Annotated in this window: 16 protein-coding genes and 2 pseudogenes; 4 read left to right on the top strand and 14 right to left on the bottom strand. The window is 36.6% G+C overall.

Features of this window, described 5'->3' with window-relative positions; translation table 11 throughout:
* The first annotated feature begins 141 nt into the window (after positions 1-141).
* On the top strand, positions 142-711 hold the full coding sequence (locus tag ACTWQB_RS15455; RefSeq protein WP_443140079.1) for a cell wall hydrolase: 570 nt from the start codon (positions 142-144) through the stop codon (positions 709-711).
* A gap of 153 nt (positions 712-864) precedes the next feature.
* Here ACTWQB_RS15455 and ACTWQB_RS15450 read toward each other — a convergent pair whose 3' ends face one another.
* The 8 genes from ACTWQB_RS15450 to mecA all read right to left on the bottom strand — a co-directional run bounded on the left by ACTWQB_RS15450 (position 865) and on the right by mecA (position 11,133).
* A complete protein-coding gene (locus tag ACTWQB_RS15450; protein WP_443140078.1) occupies positions 865-3,060 on the bottom strand; it encodes a YhgE/Pip family protein in 2,196 nt (731 codons plus the stop codon).
* Positions 3,061-3,268: 208 nt separating this feature from the next.
* Positions 3,269-3,964, bottom strand: coding sequence for a hypothetical protein (locus ACTWQB_RS15445; RefSeq protein ID WP_443140077.1), 696 nt, complete (start codon positions 3,962-3,964; stop codon positions 3,269-3,271).
* On the bottom strand, positions 3,957-4,340 hold the full coding sequence (locus ACTWQB_RS15440) for a hypothetical protein (protein ID WP_443140076.1): 384 nt from the start codon (positions 4,338-4,340) through the stop codon (positions 3,957-3,959). Before ACTWQB_RS15440 ends, ACTWQB_RS15445 begins: the two co-directional genes overlap by 8 nt.
* Position 4,341: 1 nt before the next feature.
* Entirely contained in the window at positions 4,342-4,530 is a 189-nt protein-coding gene (locus tag ACTWQB_RS15435) for a hypothetical protein (protein ID WP_443140075.1), read from the bottom strand.
* A gap of 1,215 nt (positions 4,531-5,745) precedes the next feature.
* Entirely contained in the window at positions 5,746-7,554 is a 1,809-nt protein-coding gene (gene pepF, locus ACTWQB_RS15430) for an oligoendopeptidase F (RefSeq protein WP_443140074.1), read from the bottom strand.
* A gap of 83 nt (positions 7,555-7,637) precedes the next feature.
* Complete coding sequence (locus tag ACTWQB_RS15425; protein WP_443140073.1) at positions 7,638-8,789, bottom strand: competence protein CoiA; 1,152 nt, start codon at positions 8,787-8,789, stop codon at positions 7,638-7,640.
* 18 nt (positions 8,790-8,807) lie between these two features.
* Entirely contained in the window at positions 8,808-10,316 is a 1,509-nt protein-coding gene (gene cls, locus ACTWQB_RS15420; protein WP_443140072.1) for a cardiolipin synthase, read from the bottom strand.
* A gap of 112 nt (positions 10,317-10,428) precedes the next feature.
* Complete coding sequence (gene mecA / locus ACTWQB_RS15415; protein ID WP_443140071.1) at positions 10,429-11,133, bottom strand: adaptor protein MecA; 705 nt, start codon at positions 11,131-11,133, stop codon at positions 10,429-10,431.
* 310 nt (positions 11,134-11,443) lie between these two features.
* Here mecA and ACTWQB_RS15410 point away from each other — a divergent pair, with 310 nt between their 5' ends.
* Positions 11,444-12,121: a TerC family protein gene (locus ACTWQB_RS15410; RefSeq protein ID WP_443140070.1), complete on the top strand. Its 678-nt coding sequence runs from the start codon at positions 11,444-11,446 to the stop codon at positions 12,119-12,121.
* A gap of 113 nt (positions 12,122-12,234) precedes the next feature.
* Here ACTWQB_RS15410 and spxA read toward each other — a convergent pair whose 3' ends face one another.
* Both spxA and ACTWQB_RS15400 read right to left on the bottom strand, forming a co-directional pair.
* The gene (gene spxA / locus ACTWQB_RS15405) at positions 12,235-12,630 is read right to left on the bottom strand and encodes a transcriptional regulator SpxA (protein ID WP_443140069.1); all 396 of its coding nucleotides are present in this window, start codon (positions 12,628-12,630) and stop codon (positions 12,235-12,237) included.
* 304 nt (positions 12,631-12,934) lie between these two features.
* Entirely contained in the window at positions 12,935-13,525 is a 591-nt protein-coding gene (locus ACTWQB_RS15400; protein ID WP_443140068.1) for a GNAT family N-acetyltransferase, read from the bottom strand.
* A gap of 301 nt (positions 13,526-13,826) precedes the next feature.
* Here ACTWQB_RS15400 and ACTWQB_RS15395 point away from each other — a divergent pair.
* Positions 13,827-14,258, top strand: a pseudogene (locus ACTWQB_RS15395) (transposase); the annotation flags it as partial.
* A gap of 203 nt (positions 14,259-14,461) precedes the next feature.
* Here the strand turns inward: ACTWQB_RS15395 and ACTWQB_RS15390 are convergent.
* The 3 genes and pseudogenes from ACTWQB_RS15390 to merR form a co-directional block, all read right to left on the bottom strand.
* A pseudogene (locus ACTWQB_RS15390) lies at positions 14,462-15,325 on the bottom strand (ISL3 family transposase); the annotation flags it as partial.
* 240 nt (positions 15,326-15,565) lie between these two features.
* Positions 15,566-17,206, bottom strand: a complete 1,641-nt coding sequence (gene merA / locus ACTWQB_RS15385; RefSeq protein ID WP_443140067.1) for a mercury(II) reductase — start codon at positions 17,204-17,206, stop codon at positions 15,566-15,568.
* A 24-nt stretch (positions 17,207-17,230) separates the two neighbouring features.
* Entirely contained in the window at positions 17,231-17,623 is a 393-nt protein-coding gene (merR, locus tag ACTWQB_RS15380; RefSeq protein WP_017186745.1) for an Hg(II)-responsive transcriptional regulator, read from the bottom strand.
* A 581-nt stretch (positions 17,624-18,204) separates the two neighbouring features.
* Here merR and ACTWQB_RS15375 point away from each other — a divergent pair.
* Positions 18,205-18,738 (top strand): YdhK family protein, encoded by a 534-nt coding sequence (locus ACTWQB_RS15375; RefSeq protein ID WP_443140080.1) that lies wholly within the window; start codon positions 18,205-18,207, stop codon positions 18,736-18,738.
* A gap of 228 nt (positions 18,739-18,966) precedes the next feature.
* Here ACTWQB_RS15375 and ACTWQB_RS15370 read toward each other — a convergent pair whose 3' ends face one another.
* Complete coding sequence (locus tag ACTWQB_RS15370) at positions 18,967-21,078, bottom strand: copper-translocating P-type ATPase (RefSeq protein ID WP_443140066.1); 2,112 nt, start codon at positions 21,076-21,078, stop codon at positions 18,967-18,969.
* Between the last annotated feature and the right edge of the window lie 215 nt (positions 21,079-21,293).

The raw sequence follows: 21,293 nt of genomic DNA, 5'->3' as shown, positions 1-21,293 counted from the left end.
TGAGCAATGTAATGGAGAAATGTATCCTGTTGAATATATTGATGTTAGAGGTAAAACGCATACATTCAAAGGTAAGCACTAACCCAAAAGAGGACCGGACGTGGTTTTTACGTCCGGTTTTTCTTATTAGGAATGTTGTTAATGGGAAATGATACCGAGGTTCAGGCATCGACTACTTTAGAATATGGAAATACGGGACAAGAAGTACAAGATCTTCAAGGGAAATTGTATAGAATGGGATATTTAAACGTCGAACCTACGGGATATTTCGGCCCTTTAACCGAAAGAGCGGTTAAAGATTTCCAATATGATGCCAATCTTTGGGTGGACGGAATTGTTGGAACTAAGACGCGATATCAAATTGACAATGTTGAGATGATGGCAAGGGTTGTACATGGTGAAGCAAGAGGTGAATCCTATGAGGGTAAGGTGGCCGTGGCAGCCGTTATTTTAAACCGAGAAGGTTCAGTTCACTTCCCTAATACGATTCGCAATGTTATATTACAACAGAATGCTTTCACTGCCGTCCATGATGGACAATATAATCTTCCACCAAGTCCCGTTGCTTATCAAGCTGTAATGGACGCGGTTAATGGTTATGACCCAACACAAGGTTCAACCTATTATTATAATCCTGATATAGCTACCAATGAGTGGATTTTTACTCGTGAGACAGTCACTGAAATTGGAAATCATACATTTGCAGAATAATAAACTTGAATTAATGATAAACATAGAAAAACCTAGTAATAGACTTTTAAACGATCATATATAATGGAAATGAGAAAAATGGGCTACCAACTGTTAAGGTAGCCCATTCTTTAACTTACTTATTATTTTCAGTTATTAAAAATTCATTTAAAGTTAATGAAACAATCCCGTTTCTCTCGACTTCTTCATTAATTGGTGTGTATACTTGTTCAAACGCGCTTTAAATAGGGCGCCCACAAGTAATGCCACTAGTCCAAATGTCGAAAGGATCGCTGCATCATGTTGTACTTTAGTCCAAACAATTCCTCCCACAGCTTCACGCATCAAGTTAATCGCATAGGTGAAAGGAAGGAAAGAATGAATGGATTGAAAGAATTCTGGTAATAAATCCACTGGATACGTTCCTCCAGCACCTGCGATTTGTAAAACAAGGAAAACAATAGCTAAAGCTTTTCCAATATCACCAAACACCGACACTAAAGTATAAACAATGGTGATAAACACAAAGCTCGATAAAAGCCCAAATAATATAAACCAAACTGGTTCTTGGACATTTACACCCAGTAGATACATATCACCTAATGTCACAATGATGGTTTGAATCATGCCAATCGTGACAAAGGTCAATAATCTGCCAAAGTAAATCTGTCTTCCTGTATACGGTTCTATGTGATGCGGATCGGTTGCCAATAAAGAAACCAATAATAATCCACCAACCCATATCGCCAATACGGTATAAAACGGTGTCATGCCTGTACCATAATTTTCAATAGGAAACAGTTTGTTTTGATTCAGCTTGACGGGTTCTTCAAAAAAGCTTTCCCCTGCTTCAGGATCGTTTTCTAATAGCTCGATAATTTCCTCTAAATCCGTTTCTCCTTGGATCTGACGGATCTCATCAGCCAGTTCATTTATTTTCGTATTAATATACGGATATTCCGCTAAAACACTCTCTAATAAATCTTCACCATCTGCTAAATTAGTTGCGGTTCGATTTAATATGTTTTGTGCTTCTGGAATCGTATTTTGAACCTTGGTTAAAATGCTTTTCGCCGATTCTAATGAACTTTTTGCATGTTGAATTTCTTCTCTAACACGAGGTTCAATCGTTTCTTTATATTCGGTAATAAAAGCATCCAATCGCTCATTCGTGAATTGAGCCGTTTCTCGTAAGTTAGCCATCATATCTTCTAACTCTTGATTATGTTCCGCAATCATCTCATCAACTTGATTAAGTTGTTTTTGCAATTCTTGTAAGGTAGCTTTCATTGCTGCCAGTTCATTTAATGCATTTTCAATCTGTTCTTGATTATTCTCTTCTGATTGACCTGAATCTTCTCCCGAATCCTCACCAGATTCCTGTTCTTCTTGAATTTGTTGTAAAATTTCCTCTACTGTTTCAATAGATGTAACCGTACTATTAATTTGTTCATTCCAATTGTTCATTTGCTCGTTCATATCCAGTAAATCCATTGAAGATGGTTCAACGGATTCTAAAAACTCATTCGTATCTTGAATGGCCTGTTGGATGGTGTTCAAATCCTCGTTCACTCGTGGTGCTATCTCATCTAAACGTTCTTCTGCATCATTAATAAAATTCAAGGTCTCGTTTACTGTCGAAAGCCCTTGATTAGACGCTTCTTCTACGCGTGGAATAAGGTTAAGAGCATCATGGATCATGACCTCGGCGTTTTCAGCATCAGAGAGTGATTCGTCCAAAACCTCTTTTATTTCAGGTAACTTTTCTTCAATTGTAAAAACATAATCCTCGAATTGCCTTATATCAGGTAGAGAGCTTTGTAATTCATGGCCAAGTTGATTAAACATATCAAAAATTACGCCATTGACAGTTGAGATAAAGCTTGAGCTTATTTCCTCAACGATTGTGGTAGCTCCTTTATCGGTAATCTTCGGAGCAATCGCGTTAATTTTTTCATTCACATAATAATTAACTTCGGCTTTTGTGGGTTGATCATTAATCACAGTCCCCAATTTCTCAGAAAAGTCATCGGGAATCACAATGACGGCATAGTAGTCTCCATATTCTACTTTATCCATGGCTGTCTCTTCATCGACAAACTGCCAGTCCATTGAATCATTATCTTTTAGTTGTTCGACTAATTCATTTCCTACATGGATCTCTTCATCACGCACTGTAGACCCTGTATCATTATTGACAACACCGACTTTAATTTGATCCGTCTGTCCATATGGGTCCCAAGATGCTTCAATATTCATCCACGCATACAATGACGGAAGTATCATTAATCCACCAATTAAAATCGCGGCTACCCAGTTTGTTGAAATGTTTTTTAAGTCTTTCAAGTATAAATGCATACTGTTCTTCATATATTTCGCCTTCTCCTTCTCCTTGTACTTAAAAATCCACATAAACATTATACCGAATTCGGCTAGTCACACTTAAATGTATTGCTTTGGGCTTAACATTATTGCATCTTATTTTTGCCCGAATTTCAATAATAAAACATAAAAAAGAACCGGATTAACTGGCTCTTTTTAAGTGGTTAGCTCACCTGCTCAGGTGAGTTTACTTAAATTAATATTCCTTTCCGCCCATCATTAGCTGCTCAAATTCTTCCATTGGCATAATTTCGCTATCTTCAGGGTTGATTGTGAATTCAACATCTTCGTTGATGCTGTTGTAAACAGTGTCAGCTGTTAATTCTAGCTGTACAGCGTTACCTTCAGCTTCGAAACCAGCATCTAATACAAACTTCTGGCTCTTAACTTGATCGCCATCCATTGTCATGTGGATTTCGAATGTATTTAAGTCAATGTCCTCTAAAGCAGTATTGATTTCATCAATACCTTCTTGAAGTTCTTCATCAGTAATTGTATCATCTACTTCAGATGCGATTTTACCAACTAAATTAGCTAAATCATCTTTAGTAAATGTTACGATATAAGTTCCATCTTCTTCAGTAAAGTCATCTTCACTTTTTTCATCGATGAAATCATTTACAATGCTTTGTACTTGTTCAGTTAGCTCATCAATATCCATTTCTTCTTCTTCCATACCTTCAACATCAGCCATATCAACTTCGATTAACTTACCTTTTGCATCTTCAGGTAATGGCATGAACATACCTAAGTTTTCTACTAGAATGTCTGTTTGAATGTACATTTTTTCTTCTTTTAAGTTTTGATACATAGGTAAATCCATACTAATGGTCATGGGGCTTAGAGTTCCCTCGAAATGGACGACTGTTTCTTGGATTTGTTTTTCATTCACTACCATCAATCTGAACATGCTCAACGAAAGAATCCACAATCCCGTGGATAATCCCAAGCGTCTTGCTGAAGGCATACCCTTGATTCGCTAACGATTTATCTAGAGGTAACCCATCAACAAAATCTACCACTTTCCATCCGAACAAATTTTTCTCTGATAACGCGAATCCATAAGAGTCATTCGTGTAATACAATGTATACGCACAATCATCGACTAAATGCGTAATAACCGTATCACTAAGGTCAACGCCTTCCTTGTCAGCGGCCTTTTCAACGGCTTGATATGGTTCAGAGCTAGTCGTCATTTGCATATAAAGAACCCAGATCGAACCCGCGACAAAGAAAGTGAAGATCAAAGCATCCCTTACTTTCCCCAACCTAATCGTCCTTTCGTTTCTTATAATCTATCAAGGTTAAATAAAGAAGAGCTAAAAAGCCTATTCCACCAAAAACGAGTGCTACAATCCCTTCTGAGTTTAATTCAAGAATCAATAAACAGAGTACGAGATTTAAGCCAACCATAAATAAAAGAATCCAAGTCCAATAATGATCTAGAAAGGATTTCATGACCGTTGCTCCTCATATGTTTGTTTTGCTAACTATTCCAAATATTAGTATAACTTGATTGAGGAGAAAAGACTATATGTTGAGGGGAGGTTTTTTCTAAAATGATGGTAATATTAAAGGAATTTTGATATGAAGGAATTTTCTTGTGTCTTAATTCCGAGCTGAACCAAATCTTAAAAAAAAACTGGCTCTATACTAAATGTGGTGGTGTCCATTGTCACAACAATTATGTTGAGAGATTGATGATTGAACCGTTGGTTTGTGACTCGCTATCGGCGGACGCTTGCCGTGGGCACGGCTTCAGCTAACTGTGGAAAGAAATACGCTTTCCCCAGTGGATCTTCAGCTCGTGCTGTTCCCACTGGCGTCGCCGCCTATCGCTCGTCACATTCTCATCTGTATAAAAAGATGAAGTTGAACATCACATTCAAAACAAAAAAATACACTCATTCGCCATCTCTTGTTAGCCTAAAGTCGACGAAAACACTAGAAAAAAGAGAGGCGATATGATTGATATGGTATTAAATCATTTGAAAGGTTGCGTCGAAGGTTTTATGGCACCAATTGATGCTACAATCATTCAATAAAGCATCTATAACAGAATAAAGAGCATAAAACCACTTTTGTGTTAGGTGAGTCGCACTAAGCGGAATCAAAATGCGTAGACTCCTGCGGGAACAGCACGAGTCTCGAGACCCCACAGGCCCCGCTCTTTGGGCCGAGGAGGCTCGAGCCGTGCCCGCGGAAAGCGAAGCATTTTGATGGAGCGATGTTAAATATAATCATTAAAAGGATAAAAAGTGGATGGTGTAATTTTTACACCACCACATTTGAAATAGAACCTTTTTTATTCTAATCACATATCCATCACATATGATGTAGTAGCAGATCAATTGTATTTGATAGGAAAAGGTGATGAATATGTTAACAGTATTGTTTTGGCTACTATTAATCTTGGGAGCATTCACATTAAATCTATTGGGCATGATGAATCTGGTGCCTAAAATTGTTTCTATTCCGTTTTTATTTTTAACCCTTTTTCTATTTTTTTATGTGATCTTTCAAAAAAATTCGATTAAAAGATTTTAAGTTATTAGAACAAAGGTAATCCCAAAGTTAACAAGATTGCCTTTTTATTTTCTCAACATAAAAATTTAAAAACACGCAAGCTCCAATTCATGTTCATGAAAAGGAGTTGCGTGTCTGTCTATAAAACTATTCGTTTAGTAATTGTTCAAACTCATTCAACTTCTCTTCAAATACATCAAGTGCTGCAAGGATTGGAGCTTTCGTTGTCATATCCACTCCCGCTTTCTTAAGAACATCAATCGGATCTTCACTATTACCTGCTTTTAGATAGTTTTTATAACGTTCAACAGCAGGGTCGCCTTCTTCAAGGATTTTATGTGCTAATGCAGTAGCTGCTGAGTAACCCGTAGCATACTGATACACATAATAACCCATATAGAAGTGAGGGATTCTAGCCCATTCTAATCCAATTGATTCGTCAACTTCTACACCTTCACCAAAATATTTCTTATTTAATTCATAATAAATCGATGTTAATTTATCAGCTGTTAAAGCTTCACCATTTTGGTCGCGCTTATGAATTTCATGCTCAAATTCAGCGAACATCGTCTGACGATAAACCGTTGCACGGAATCCTTCTAAGAAGTTGTTTAATAGATATAATTTTTTCTTCTTATCATCAAGCGTTTTTAATAAATAATCATTTAATAGTGCTTCATTGGCAGTTGAAGCAACCTCAGCCACAAAGATTGAGTAATCACCATAGCGAGGGGATTGGTTCTCACGTGTATAATAACTGTGAAGTGAGTGACCTAATTCATGTGCCAGTGTAAACATGTTATCAACATTATCCTGCCAATTCATCAAGATATATGGATTCGTTAAGTAACTACCGGATGAATAAGCACCACTTCGTTTTCCTTTAGTTTCTAACCAGTCAATCCAACGCTCATCATATGCTTTTTGCAAGATGTTAGTATACTCTTCACCTAGTGGTTTTAAACCTTTTAATACATAGTCTTTTGCTTCATCAATGGTTACGGAAATCTTCTCATCTACAAGAGGTGCATAAATGTCATACATATGCAATTCATCTAAATCTAGAGCCTTCTTTTTAACTTCCATATAACGCTGTAAAGCAGGAAGGCGTTCGTTGATGGCTTCAACTAAGTTATCATAAACTGTTTCAGGAATATTATTTCTGTCTAATGCAGCTTCTCTTGCAGATTCGTAATTTCTCGTCTTAGCTACAAAATTATCTTTCTTTATTTGGCCTGATAATGTTGCCGCAAACGTATTACGGTACTGACCAAAAGTTTTATACATAGCATCGAAAGCACTTTTACGCACATTACGATCTTTAGAATCTAAGAAATCACGATAACGTCCGTGAGATAATTGTACTTCTTCACCATTCTCATCTTTAATTGTTGGAAATTCGATATCCGCATTGTTTAGCATTCCAAAAGCGTTTGCAGGAGCTGATGTCACTTCAGAAACTTCAGCTAATAACGCCTCTTCTTTATCACTTAATACATGAGGACGAGATTTCATTACATCACGTAATGTCTTCTCATAGTGCTTAAGTTCATCGTTTTGCTTAAGAAAACTTTCAATCTGTTCATCTGTCATTGATAAGATTTCTGGAGTTACAAAGCTAAATGCACTCATCATGTGTGTTGCAAGACTTTGAGCCCTTGCATTTTGGTCTTGGTACTTGCTATTAGCCGTATCTTGATCTGAACGCATATGAGCATATACGTAAAGCTTTTCAAGACGAATACGAATTTCATCTTCAAATTTTAAGACTGCTAATAATTTCTCCGATGACTCTGCAATCTTTCCTTTGTATTGTTCAATCTTCGGAAAATCTAGCTTAAGAGCTTCAAATTCTTTTTCCCAGTCGTCATCTGTTGGGAAAATTGCTTCTAAATCCCATGTCAGATGTTCTGGTACCTCTTCCCTTGTTTTTAAACCTGTAGCCGTTTCAGTCACGATATGTAACCTCCCCAAATATTTTTTCACACAACTTCATTTTATAGAAAAAAATGCATTCTGTAAAAACTATTGTAAAAATTTTAAAAATTTAATAGCTTTTTTAATGTGACCTCGTCACCGTAGAGTGCTTGTTCTAATGTGTTATAAAACTCAAACTCTTTTTCTTTATAAAATGTTTTACAATCTTGTGAGGTCAAATACCCTAATTGACATAATAATTCAAGGTATTCTAATAGAGGATGGGTACTGCATCTAGGATAAATACATTCTATCGTATCCTTAAAATACATACGTGTCAGATTGAGAAGGTTAATAAACTGAATACACTCTCCTACCTTTTTTTGTTTTAAGAATAATACAATTTTAGTTTGCCATAAATAGTCAGGTACAAGTAACCGGTTAGAGTTTTTGATAGGTAAGTATACACATGATGGTAGGTTTTGAGGGTGAAGATTTTGATAGTAAAGTTGTTTCATTAAGCTCTCATCATATTTAGAAGGAAATCGCCTTAGTGCACTTCTGAATAACTTTTTCTCTTTTGACCACTGTTTATAAAGTTTGTATTTTGAGGGTTGTGTAGGTAAGTATAAGGTTTTCCAAGTTAATTGTTCTAAAGGAATTCGCCTTAAATGAGCTGTTGCTTTTGCCTTAGCATTGTATAAGTGAGTAGCGATGGTAAAAAGATTGGATTTTGGATTATAAAACAATAACTGGTCTTGATTAGCTTTATGATTATATTGCACAGCTGATCTTAAAGTTGTATTCCAATATACATCATGTTGATTCATGTCTAAATAACTTGGACCAAAAATCCATAAGGGGTAAACCCCTTTTGAGGATAGTCCTAACGTTCTATCTATAAGACTAGAAGTAGAAATAGGTGAGCATTGATATTCCAACGCAATCCAACGATTAGCTAACTTCACCATAACATCAGCCCGTTGTTCAATAGATGGGATATAATGTTCTAATTTAGCATACAATCTTTGATTAACACACCATTGATAAAGCTTAAGCTTTCCTTCTAAATGGGTTTTGGATTCACCTTGGTGGGAGCAATTGACTCTATTGTCGTGAGCAAAATGAGGAATGACAACTGTGCCTGCTTTTAAAATTACTCTCTCATGGCATTCTGGACAATAATGAGATTGTTGGCGCATAATCTGTAGTTCTTGTTTAGATCGATTATACGCCACAACTTCTTTACCTTTAGTATCTAGTGCTTTTAACATAACCTCGCCCCTTACAATTCATAGTAACGGGGAAAGTAGTCTAAACAAGGATTCCATCACTCGTAAGAATATAGACCGATTCTTGAATCGTTCAAGATCTAACTCTCTTGATTTAAGGAAATCTTCCTTAAAATCTGCAACTAACTTATTAGTACTCTCTGTTCTGAACAAAAACGCATTAACTTCAAAATTTAAATGAAAACTTCTCATATCCATATTTGAAGTTCCAATGGAAGCCAATTCGTGGTCAATCACTACAACTTTACTGTGCATAAAACCCTCTTCATATTCAAAGATTCGAATTCCAGCCTCCATTAATTCTGGGAAATAAGACCGAGAAGCGTGAAAAACGATTCGTTTATCGGGTTTTCTAGGAACTAACAGGCGAACATCTACGCCACTTAAACTTGCAACCTTCATCGCTGTTAAAATATCATCATCCGGAATGATATAAGGGGAAGCAATCCAAATTGATTTCTTAGCGGAAATAATCATTGAGAAATATAATTTCTTAATCGTCTCCCATTGATTGTCAGGGCCGCTTGTAATCATTTGAACGCCACCGTAATTACCTTCTAATATTTCCGGCGATAAATACTCAGACTTCAATAAATGTTCATCTGTTTCGTATTTCCAATCTTGCAGAAAAATCGTTTGAAGGCTTCTTACAGCTTCTCCTCTGACATATAGGTGTGTATCACGCCAATCACCAAAATAAGATACTTTTCCTAAATACTCATCCCCAATATTCAGACCACCGACAAAACCTATTCTGCCATCAATCACGATTATCTTCCGATGATTTCTAAAGTTAATCCTGTTACCTATAAAAGGTAACTTAACTGGAGAGAAGGCTTCAATTTGTACTCCCGCTTTCCTCAAATCAGATTTATAAGACTCAGACAATTTCCAACTTCCTACAGCATCGTAAAGAAACCTTACTTCAACGCCTTCTTTTGCTTTTTTAATGAGTAAATCCTTTATCTGATTCCCTATCTCATCATCCCTAACGATATAGTACTCTAAATGAATATGATGCTCTGCTTTTTCTAGTTCTTCTAAAATAGCTGGAAATGTTTCACGTCCATTTGTTAACACTTTCGTTTCAGTATTAAAAGAGATGGGTGAATTCCCCAAATGTTGTGCAAGACGAAACAACATCTTTTGGTGATCACCCATCTGATTTAATTCATGGTCACTGATGATTCTTTGTCCCTCAACTCTATTAAAAGCCACTTCATCAAGTGCCTGCTTTTCTTTAAACTGTTTTTTCTTTTTATAATTTCGTCCAAATAATAAGTAGAAAAAAAAGCCTAAAACAGGAAACAAAGCGAAAACGAGTAACCAGTTCAACGTCTCAGATGGGTTGCGATTTTCGATAAAGATAATAAACCCAATTAATACAGCAGAAATAGATAAGAAAATTGAGAAAGTCGTTATGATTCGACCTTCCCATATATTGTAAGATAAATAAAATATAGCTGATACGATGACTAGAAATATGAGAACCTGAATCCATTTCAGCATTCACTTTCATCCTTTACTTCGTTTCGACCTAAAGACCTAAATTAAAGATACAGAATTTTTTACCAGTTTGCAACTAAAAAAGAGCACTGTCTCAATTACAGTGCCCTTATAATTATTGAAGATTAAACTTTGATTTTAACTGTTTTAACGCCTGGTCACCGAAAACCTCATGACCGTATTCCATTAGATAATGGACAGACACATTTGTTTCTTCACCAAACTCAAGAATATGGCTGATATAATTTTCTTGTTCATCTTCGCTTAGGTAACCTTCTGGAAATGCAACGAATAAATAATACTGGTTTTCAAAGGCATATAAACGATCATCAATAAAACGACTATCAGTTAAAGAATGGCTTAGCGAAATAACATCTTCAATGTCATTAAATGTAACGACAATATCTAAATCATCCGCTTCTTGATCATTTGAAGTGTCATGTTGTGGGCGATAAGTCTTTTTTGATTTACGTCTACTAGCTGGCCTTTGTTCCATTAGAGATTCCAACTTCTCTTCAAGGTTATGTTGAATTGGATTCCCATCATCACCTTGAAATTCTAGTTTCTCACCATCTTTAGACACTTGGGCTTTTGTCACCACAATTTCTAACCCTTTATCTAAAGCTTGAACTTGAATCCATAATGGTCCATCTATATTGAAATCTTCTTCATCGTTAACTTCATCCATCATTTCCCAAAAAAGCTGTTCTCCTTTTTCGCGATTATACCAGATGTCTTCACGATTGAAGCCTCGTTCTTCAATGTCATGATACGAGATATAAAATTTGAGAGTATTCTCATTAATACGTTCTATTTCCATCCTCTTTCCTCTCCCTTCATTAATTAATTGTGCTGGGAAAGACTTTTTGTTACTAAATGTTTACCCGTTTTTAACTTTTATCAATCATTTTCATAAGCTGTACCTCTTTATCATATTTTATGATAGGTAGTCTAAAAATGAAAATGCTTTTGACAAGTAAAAAATTAAATCCATATTTGCCCTAGTTATGAATATATTTAGAGTATATTACACGTTTAAATGTTGGACAAACTTTCTGCTTTAATTTTATTTAGTCTATGATTTTAAACTAATTTTTAGAATTTGTCACTACTTATTTTGGAGGTTTTTTATGGAATTATTATTCATTGATCTTAACTGGGATTTATTAAAAGCGGTTCTTATTATTATTGGTCTAGATTTAATCTTAGGCGGTGATAATGCTGTCGTCATTGCCATGGCTAGTCGTAATTTACCTAAACATCACCAAAATAGGGCAATTGTCTTAGGGACAAGCTTGGCGATTCTAATTAGGGTAGCTTTAGCCGGTATTGCCATATACTTATTAACTATTCCTTACGTACAGTTAGTAGGTGGGTTATTTCTACTTTACATTGCTGTCAAACTCTTAACAGAAGATGATGATCATGTAGAAGTGGAATCATCAACAAACTTAATAGGTGCTGTTAAGACGATCGTAGTAGCCGACCTAATCATGAGCTTCGATAATGTTTTAGCTATTGCAGCTGCCTCAAATCAAAACGTATTATTAATCATATTTGGACTTGCTGTTTCTGTTCCCATAATTATCTTCGGTAGCAAAATCATTTTAATGATAATGAATAAATACCCAATTATCGTCTATGCTGGAGCGTCATTATTAGCCTACACGAGTGCAGAATTAATTTTAAAAGAAGAACGTCTAGAACAGGCATTCACTTACATGCCGAATGAACATCTTATGCTGCCTTTAGTATTTGTCATCATGGTCTGCTTAATTGGTATTTCATTTAAATATCAAAGAAATTAGTATAGTGGGTCCATCTATTTTTAACAATTACTTTTTAGACATTTAGTTCCAAATTAGGCAAAGAAAATATATAAAAAAAACCGAATCTCATTAAGATTCGGTTTTTTTTATATCTAGTTAACTAAACGTTGAGCCTCTCTAAGCTGAAATGAACGTACTTTTCTAGGTAAGAAACGACGTATTTCATCTTCGTTGTAACCTACTTGAAGACGTTTGTCATCTAAAATTATTGGACGTCTTAGCAAGCCAGGATTTTGCTGAATTAATGAAATTAAATCTTTTAGCGGCATCTGGTCAAGGCTTACATCTAACGATTGAAATACTTTAGAACGAGTTGAAATAATCTCATCAGTTCCGTCTTCAGTCATTCTTAAAATTTCCTTAATTTCATCTTCTGAAAGACTATCTGAGAAAATGTTTCGCTCCTTATATGGTATTTCGTGTTCCTCTAACCATGCTCGAGCTTTTCTACAAGATGTACAGCTTGGTGATGTAAATAACGTTACCATGCCATTCACCCTCCTTTGGAAAGGTATCTATAAAAATTGTTTTTTAACCATTATTACTTTATAATAAATCTAAATTACCTTTCAATCTTATTATATCTTAATGTCAAGTTTTTCGATAGGATATAGATGTAATTGTAAAAAAATATTCACATTTAACCAATTGATTAAATTATGTATAGTTATGTTTTACCCTACTTTAAAAATAATAAACCGTTTATCATGAAAAAACTATAAAAATATCCAAATTTTTTTATGTATTTCTGTCTAAAAATGAAAAGCCGCTCCACATAAGGAGCAGCTTCTATTATACACCTTTAGGTTTTTTAATATCTTCAAACAAATCTACATCTCGAGTTTTATCAATCGTTAATACTTCTTCTACAGGTTGATATGCCTCACCGTAAATTTCTTCGTCTTTGTAAGTATGAATTTCTTCATACATTTCTTTCATCTTCTCGTAAATGACTTCTTCAGACTCTTGATCAGGTGCCCAGTATAGAATTTCTAAAGTATTTAACTCTTGTGTAGCCAACGATTTTCTCGTATAACCAATTGACTGTGCATGTTTAAAGCCTTCTCTATGATAGAAATGTAAACGTTTCTCTGTGTCCGTATCATCATAATCGATCGGTTCCACTTCTAATATAATAGGCTTTCCTTTTGCTTTCAGCTTTTCCATCAGTTTGCTTCCAATGCCTTGACCTCTCGATTGTGGTGAGACATAGACATAATCAATAAAGAGAAAGGAATCAAACTCAGCGTACATCATTACATGATATTCTCCTTCATCTTTATGATAAACGTCACCCTTTTCTTTCAACAAGGTCTCAAAGTGCTTTTTAGACTTCATTTCTTCTACAGGAAAATACTGATTAAGCTTTTCATACCAATTCATTGATCTACTCCTTCACGACTACTGTTAGTCCTTATCGTGTGGCATTTTTAAGTTTTTATGCCACAACGTTTTGCCATAATTAATTATAACGAAATCAGTGACACGGGTTAAACGTGAAATAGAAGAGATTGTTCGGATATAGTATCGTTAAACATCCTTAGCTTAACTTCTATGTGAAATCCCTTTTTATTTATCTAACATCCGTACATATCCTTTAAAATATTCGAAAATAGTTAATACTTTAACAGATTAATCTAATTTAACTTAAAAGTACTAAATTTATCCTAAAGCTAAATTTTAAAAAAACTATCATAAAAAAATTCGTAAGAACGATCAAAAAAAGGTAACATCAGACCTCAAAAAAGTGTATCGAGCTAATACTAAAAATGAGGCTTTAGAAGAATTTAAGACTTTTAAAGAAACCTGGAATACAATCTACCCAAAAGTTGTGACATCATGGGAAGAAGAACTATCAGTTCTATTAACTTTTCTTGATTACCCTAAAGTCATTCAACCCATGATTTATACAACGAATACAATTGAAAGAACCATCAAGGAAGTTAAAAAACGCACAAAAACTATGAATAGTTTACCTAGTGAAAAGGCTGTTGAAAAAATCATTTACCTTGTTGCCAAAGATTATAATGAAAAGAAATCAAGAGTAAATGAGTTTCGATCAGCCGCTGAAGAACTTAACCAAATGTTCGAAGAGAAGTATGAGAAGACAAACTAATATGTAGTTAATTAGATGGCCCTTGCCTTGGCACCGTCGGTTTGACATGGAGCCTCTACGGGCATGATTTGATAGCCAAGCCGCCAGATTATAAAAAGATCGTTGGCTTCACCTTAGGCTATCATGCCCGCTGCTCCATATAAAACCTCCTTACGCTAACGAAGTTAGCGAGTGCCATTTACACAGACTTCTTGACGGTACCCTTTTAAGGCAGGAAGATTACCTAACCAAGTCTCTAAGAGGAATGATTCACGTTCATTTAGATCGTGTTTACGCTTTAGAAGGATAAACCTTTCACGCATAAGGGTACGTCTTTCTTTTTGGCTCATATGAGCTTTCAAAGACTTTCTGACGTTATCTAAGGCTTGATTAGCCATTCTAATTACATGAAACTTATCTACGACCACTTTAGCGTGTGGAAGGATAGTGTTCACTGCGTCTTTGTAGGGCTTCCACATATCCATTGTGACGTACTCAATATAAGTCCTGTCACTGATTTCTGAAAGACGTTGGATGACTGTTTCCTTGTTACGGTTAGGCTTGATGTCATAAATAGTCCTGCGTTCAATATTAGTCAATACAAGCCGAGGTCTTCGGATAATATGTATCTCGTCTATCCCAAGCCACTTAGGAGTTTCAAACTGGTATTCACGTTCTTTGAGTGCCACATAGTCCTTAAAAACGTTCCTAATAGTTTTCTCGTCAACGCCAACGCTTTCTGCGACTTCTACAAAGGTCTTAGACATGGATTGCTCTTGAATAGACTTTAAAAGCCTTTTGGTCATACTACGCTTTTCATCTACAGATACTAGGCGTTCCCAGAAGGTAGATTCGCATTCACGACATTTGTATCGTCTACGGTTCAATTGTAAGCCCACTCGCTTTAAACGAATGGGCAAATCCATAATTAGTTGATTTCTTGAACTGTGTTTGTACAACTTGTCAAAACCACATTCAGGACAACGTTCAGGTGGTCCGACTGCTTCAACTTTAAACATCATATCGGTTTCATTTTCTTGTGGTGATTCTATTGTTTTAATGTCTGGTAGGGATAATAAGTCTGACATATTGTTCATCCTTTATTACTCTGCGGTGTTAAGGTATCAAATATAGATTTGATGTCGAAATCATCAGTGTTAAATTATTTTGTGACCACAAATGCACTTAGAAAATCCCTTAAAGCATTTATATAATGGGTGATCGCAAAATAGTGTATGAAATCCTTTTGTAGACTTTGCTAAACTACTGCACACTTTAGTACAGTATTAGCTGGTTCACTTGAATAGGGAATTGTAAAAAAAGTTCCCTTAGCCTGCACAACAAGATAATTTCGAAACATCTTTATCGAACGTAAGTGCAGCTAATTTTAGCCCTTCAGCCATTGTTAAATATGGTGCTAGGGTTTCTGTTAAATCTTCTATCGTTAAGCCAAATTTAACAGCTAATGATGCTGCATAGATGACATTTCCTGCATTCTCAGATACAATATGAACCCCTAATACTTTTAGTGTTTCTGCATCTGCTACTAGTTTAAATACACCGGTTGTTTCACGGTTTACAATTGCTCTTGGAACAGCATCTAAAGGTAATACAGATGTCTTCACATCATACCCTTTCTCTTTTGCTTGTTCTTCTGTTAAACCAACCGTTGCAACCGTTGGATTCGTAAACGTAACAGCAGGGACTACCGATAAATCTATTTTTTTGTTTAACCCACCGATAGCATTATCAGTAATAATTCCACCTTCATAGGCTGCTACATATACAAATTGCGGTCCTAACGTCACATCTCCTGCTGCATAAATCTTTTCATTACTTGTTTGACCAAAATCATTGATCAGGATTTCATTATTTTTTCCGGTTTCAACACCTGCCGCACTTAAATTTAAAGAATCCGTATTTGGTTTTCTTCCAGTGGCAACAAGTAACTGATCTGATTCAATAACTTCTTTACTGCCATTTACTGTTACGTAAACCTTTTTTATCTCTCCACTTTGTACAACACGCTCAAAAGTTGCCCCTTTGACAAGGTTTATACCCTGTTCAATTAACGCTTTTTCAACTGACTCTGAAATCTCAGGATCATACTCCTTTAAAAGTCGCTCACTTCTTTGCATAAGCGTTATTTCTGAACCTAAATGATGAAATAGTTGTCCAAGCTCCATTCCAATGTATCCTGAACCAATTACAGTTAATCGTTTTGGTATTTTCTTTAACTCAAGAAGTGTTGTACTAGTTAAATAGTCCATTTCTTCAAGTCCTGAAATTTGGGGCAACGAAGGAGATGCACCTGTTGCAATTAAAAAGCGTTTTGCAGATAACTTTGCCCCATTGACCTCAACCGTACTAGCATCAACGAATTTTGCTTCACCTTTAATTAAATCAAAATTATATTCATCAATTAAATCCACATATTTTTGATTCCGAAGTTCGCTCACCAATTTATCCTTTTGCGTGATTAAACTAGCTAAATCCACTTCTCCAGCGGATGTTTGTAAACCTATAAACGGGTTGTCTTTTGATAAATGATTGATTTCCCCTGCCCTAAGAAGAGTTTTTGACGGAACACAGCCAATATTCACACAGGTTCCCCCAACCGTTCCACGCTCAATCATTCCAACTTTTGCACCGTATTCTATAGCTTTAATTGCCGATGAAAAGGCAGCAGCACCAGAACCAATAATAAGAAGGTCATAATTGTCTTCATTACTTAACGCCACGTTTTCTTGTGACGATACTTCTTCAATTTCTCTGGCTTTGTAATTTGCTTCATCAATCACCTTTATTGCACTTTCAACCTCAATATCATTGGGTAGTTCAAATACTGCTTCACCACGACGAAAACTAGACTCAATATTTTTAGCACCTATCTTTTCAAGTGCTGATTCAACGTGTTTTTCACAACCCGCACAGGTCATTCCTTGAATGTTTACCTTAAATTTATTCATAATAAAGCCCCTTTCGTTAATCTCTCATGTTAATGTTTCTATTATTGGACACGAATGTAATTGCTTTTCATCTGGACATCGTTGTTTTAAGTCGTCTAACATAGTTTCAATTCGTTTTAAATCCTCTATTTGTTTTTGAACTTCCTTTTGTTTTTTAGAAACAAATTCGAACATATCTTGACAACGAACTTCATCTTTATCTACAACACCAAGTAATTTATAAATCTCGTTTAAAGAAAATCCAAGTTCCTGTATTCGTTTAATAAACCCAACACGCTTAACGTCATCATATGAATATATCCGATAACCAGCTTCCGTTCGGTGAGGTTCTTGTAGTAAATTTTTTCGCTCGTAATATCTAATCGTTTCTTTATTAACGCCACATTTTTCTGCAAACTCACTAATGCGGTAAATCATCTTATTTCACCCCATGAATATTATAAACCGTGTACCATAATACACGGTCAAGTAAATTGGACTATTTTATTTTTTTCCCAACGTATCACTCGTATGTGATTGATACTTTTATAATACTATTGATTGTCCTAACATCCCACTAGAAAATCCGATTTAAACACCAGTTGTTTTAAACTATTAAAAAAGTAATTCCACTATATATTCCGAAGACCCATATTTTCTAAGTACATCCACTTTTCATTGAATCTGCACGTAAACTGGCTAGGTAGATGAGACAACTTCAAAGAATTTCTTTATCAGGTGCAATGATTTTCGCATTAGCGTTGGGGCTTAGTCCAGGAGCAGCAAATGCAGGTAGTACAGATACTGCCGCCCATGAAGATGGAAGTTATTACTACTACGAAGTCGATGCGCATGGAAACAAAACGCAGTACATTGATGGTTTGACTGAAAAAGAATTGGAAGATGAATTGGGTTACCCTTATAACGGAGCTCGTAGCCACTACTACTATGAAGTCAATGAAGATGGGGACAAGGCGAAATACATCAATGGTCTGACAAAGGAAGAGCTGAAAGAAAGACTGCACCGTTATAATATGCAGTCCGAATCCCATTCTGAGGACCACATGAATATGCAGTCTGAGCCACATTCCGGTGGACATATGAACCATTCCGCTGGGGAAATGTCGAGTTCTGGTGAAGTGCCTGAAGATTTGAAAGAAGCAGAAAATCCTACATACGAAGTAGGGAGCCAAGCAATTATTGAAGCCGATCACATGCGAGGTATGTATGGCGCTGAAGCAACCATCTCCGGAGCCTTTGATACAACGGTTTATTCCGTATCGTATACACCAACAAATGGTGGAGAACCAGTAGAAGATCATAAATGGGTCATCCACGAAGAATTGGAAAATCCGGGTGAAGCCCCCTTAGAACCAGGGGATGAGGTAGTAATGAATGCCACGCATATGGAAGGTATGGAAGGTGCCACTGCTACGATTGATTCAGCTGAACAGACAACAGTTTACATGGTAGACTTTGTCACAACAGATACTGGAGAAGAAGTACAAAATCATAAATGGGTAATTGAAAGCGAATTGGCGCCTGTTGAATAACTCTAAATATTTTCAACGATGAATAAAGAGTCTATCCAAAACGGATAGACTCTTTATTATTGGCCATATGTTATTAATCCAATATACCAAAATGTTAAAAACAAGTAAGAGAATTTATAAAATTAAGAAGGAAGTCGAAATTGCAATCGCCTTCCTTCCATAATATATTGCATAATTTTCACTTCTTATAAAAAATATTATCTCTATAATACTTCAAATAAGTTTACTTTAATCCATTTCGAATCGATGTAGCAATTGCGCATTGATTGCTACGATGATGGTGCTTAAGCTCATCAGTATTGCACCGACAGCCGGGCTGAGTACAATGCCCCAAGGAGCCAGAACGCCTGCAGCCAATGGGATGGCAAAAATGTTGTAGCCGGTTGCCCATATCAAGTTCTGAACCAGTTTATTAAAGGTCCGTTTGGAAAGGCTGAATATGGCCAGTATATCTTTCGGATTGCTGTCCACAAGAACGATATCTGCACTATCCATAGCGATATCTGTCCCTGCCCCTACCGCAATGCCAACATCTGCTTTCGTCAAGGCCGGCGCATCATTAATACCGTCCCCGGTCATTGCAACCACTAAACCACGCTTTTGAATTTCCGTCACTTTCTCTGCCTTCTGATCCGGCAGAACTTCTGCATAGACTTCATCAATCCCGATTTGTTCTGCAACGTAATTCGCCACTTTCCGGTTGTCTCCAGTGAGCATGATGGCCTTGATATTTCGCTTGTGCAATTGTTCAACCGTCTGTTTTGAGCTCTCTTTGATTTTATCTGCCAATGCGATGGCGCCTGACAGTTCTTCATCAATGATCAGGAACACAACCGTCTTACCCTGTTCGGACCATTTGTTGAAATTCTGATCGTCAAAGCTGATACCTTGTTCACTGATATACCCGGGACTTACAACTTTGATATTCCTGTTATCAATTGTCCCTTCAATTCCCACGCCGGTAATAGAATTGAAATGTGTCATTTCATGCAGTTTCAGTTTCCTTTTCTTTGCTTCATTGATTATTCCCGTAGCAATGGGATGCTCAGAGTCATTCTCTACTGTCGCTGCATAGCTTAGTATCTTATTTTCGTCCATATCACTGAAAGTTTGCACGTCTGTTACTCCAAATTTACCTTCAGTTAACGTACCAGTTTTATCGAAAATTACCGCATCAATATTCCGGGCCCGTTCGAACTGAGGACGTTTGCGAATCAACAGACCATGCTTCGCAGATAAAGCAGTAGAAACAGAGATGACCAGGGGCGCTGCGAGACCTAAAGCATGCGGGCAGGTGATAACCATGACGGTCACTGTTCTTTGTATGGCCGTATCTACAGTGGCTCCGATACTTATCCAAACAATAAAGGTGATAATACCAGCAGCCAAAGCGATATAAAACAGCCATTTGGCCGCCTGATTCGTGATGTCCTGCGTTTTGGATTTTGTCTTCTGGGATTCTTTGACCATTTCGATGACCTGGTTCAAGTAGGACTCATCCATCAGTTTTTCTACTTCTATTGTAAGTGAGCCTTCCCTATTGATCGATCCACCGATGACCTCGTCATTAACAGATTTGGTTACGGGAACGGACTCACCTGTCAGCATGGATTCATCGATTTGGGATTTTCCTTTAACGATCTTTCCATCCAATGGCATCTTTTCTCCCGGTTTGACCAAGAGCAGATCCCCTGCTTTGATAGCATCAACCTGCACTTCTTCCGTCTCACCATTCTCAGCAATACGATTTGCTGTGTTCGGCATCAGGGATGCAAGTGACTCCAGAGCTTTGGATGCATTATTGATCGATCGCATTTCAATCCAGTGGCCCAGAAGCATGATCAGTACCAGGGTTGCCAGTTCCCAGAAAAGCTGCTCCCCGTTAAACCCAAATACGACAGCTAGGCTGTAGAAGAATGCGATGGAGATGGCCATAGCAATCAGTGTCATCATCCCGGGTTCTCTGTTTTTCAGTTCATCAAAAGCACCCTTGAGGAAAGGCCAGCCGCCATAGAAATAAACGAATGTGGACAGGGCAGCTAGAATATAGATATCCCCTGTAAAGCGCCAGTCGACTCCCATAAAATCCTGAATCATTGGAGACAGGAGAAGGATCGGAATGGTGAATATTAAAACAACAAAAAACTTATTCCGGAATTCCGTCACCATATGTCCGTGATGGTCATGTGCACCGTGGCCATGATTATCGTGCTCAAGTTCATCATGAGACTCATCGTGATTTTTATAATCATGATGGTCGTGATGGCTATGCTCTTCCTGACTATGATGATTATGATTTTCCTCCTGGTCAGAATGCGGCTCTTTTTTGTGATGATCCATTCTATCACTCCCTAGTGTTGTATCTTACTTGCTTGCATTATACCCTTAGTGGGTATAATTCGCAACTAAATGATTCCGAATATTGAATATAAGAAAAACCGGACGTAAAAACCACGTCCGGTCCTCTTTTGGGTTAGTGCTTACCTTTGAATGTATGCGTTTTACCTCTAACATCAATATATTCAACAGGATACATTTCTCCATTACATTGCTCA

This window comes from Piscibacillus sp. B03 (assembly GCF_052246295.1).
Classification (GTDB): Bacteria; Bacillota; Bacilli; order Bacillales; family Alkalibacillaceae; genus Piscibacillus.
The sequence above is the reverse complement of the archived record's forward strand: the minus strand, read 5'-3'. Positions and strand labels throughout refer to the sequence as shown.

Coding starts and splice junctions, on each gene's coding strand:
- ACTWQB_RS15455 (WP_443140079.1), top strand. CDS start 142: ATGGGAAATGATACCGAGGTTCAGGCATCGACTACTTTAGAATATGGA.
- ACTWQB_RS15450 (WP_443140078.1), bottom strand. CDS start 3,060: ATGAAGAACAGTATGCATTTATACTTGAAAGACTTAAAAAACATTTCA.
- ACTWQB_RS15435 (WP_443140075.1), bottom strand. CDS start 4,530: ATGAAATCCTTTCTAGATCATTATTGGACTTGGATTCTTTTATTTATG.
- ACTWQB_RS15425 (WP_443140073.1), bottom strand. CDS start 8,789: ATGTTAAAAGCACTAGATACTAAAGGTAAAGAAGTTGTGGCGTATAAT.
- cls (WP_443140072.1), bottom strand. CDS start 10,316: ATGCTGAAATGGATTCAGGTTCTCATATTTCTAGTCATCGTATCAGCT.
- mecA (WP_443140071.1), bottom strand. CDS start 11,133: ATGGAAATAGAACGTATTAATGAGAATACTCTCAAATTTTATATCTCG.
- ACTWQB_RS15410 (WP_443140070.1), top strand. CDS start 11,444: ATGGAATTATTATTCATTGATCTTAACTGGGATTTATTAAAAGCGGTT.
- spxA (WP_443140069.1), bottom strand. CDS start 12,630: ATGGTAACGTTATTTACATCACCAAGCTGTACATCTTGTAGAAAAGCT.
- ACTWQB_RS15400 (WP_443140068.1), bottom strand. CDS start 13,525: ATGAATTGGTATGAAAAGCTTAATCAGTATTTTCCTGTAGAAGAAATG.
- merA (WP_443140067.1), bottom strand. CDS start 17,206: ATGAATAAATTTAAGGTAAACATTCAAGGAATGACCTGTGCGGGTTGT.
- merR (WP_017186745.1), bottom strand. CDS start 17,623: ATGATTTACCGCATTAGTGAGTTTGCAGAAAAATGTGGCGTTAATAAA.
- ACTWQB_RS15370 (WP_443140066.1), bottom strand. CDS start 21,078: ATGGATCATCACAAAAAAGAGCCGCATTCTGACCAGGAGGAAAATCAT.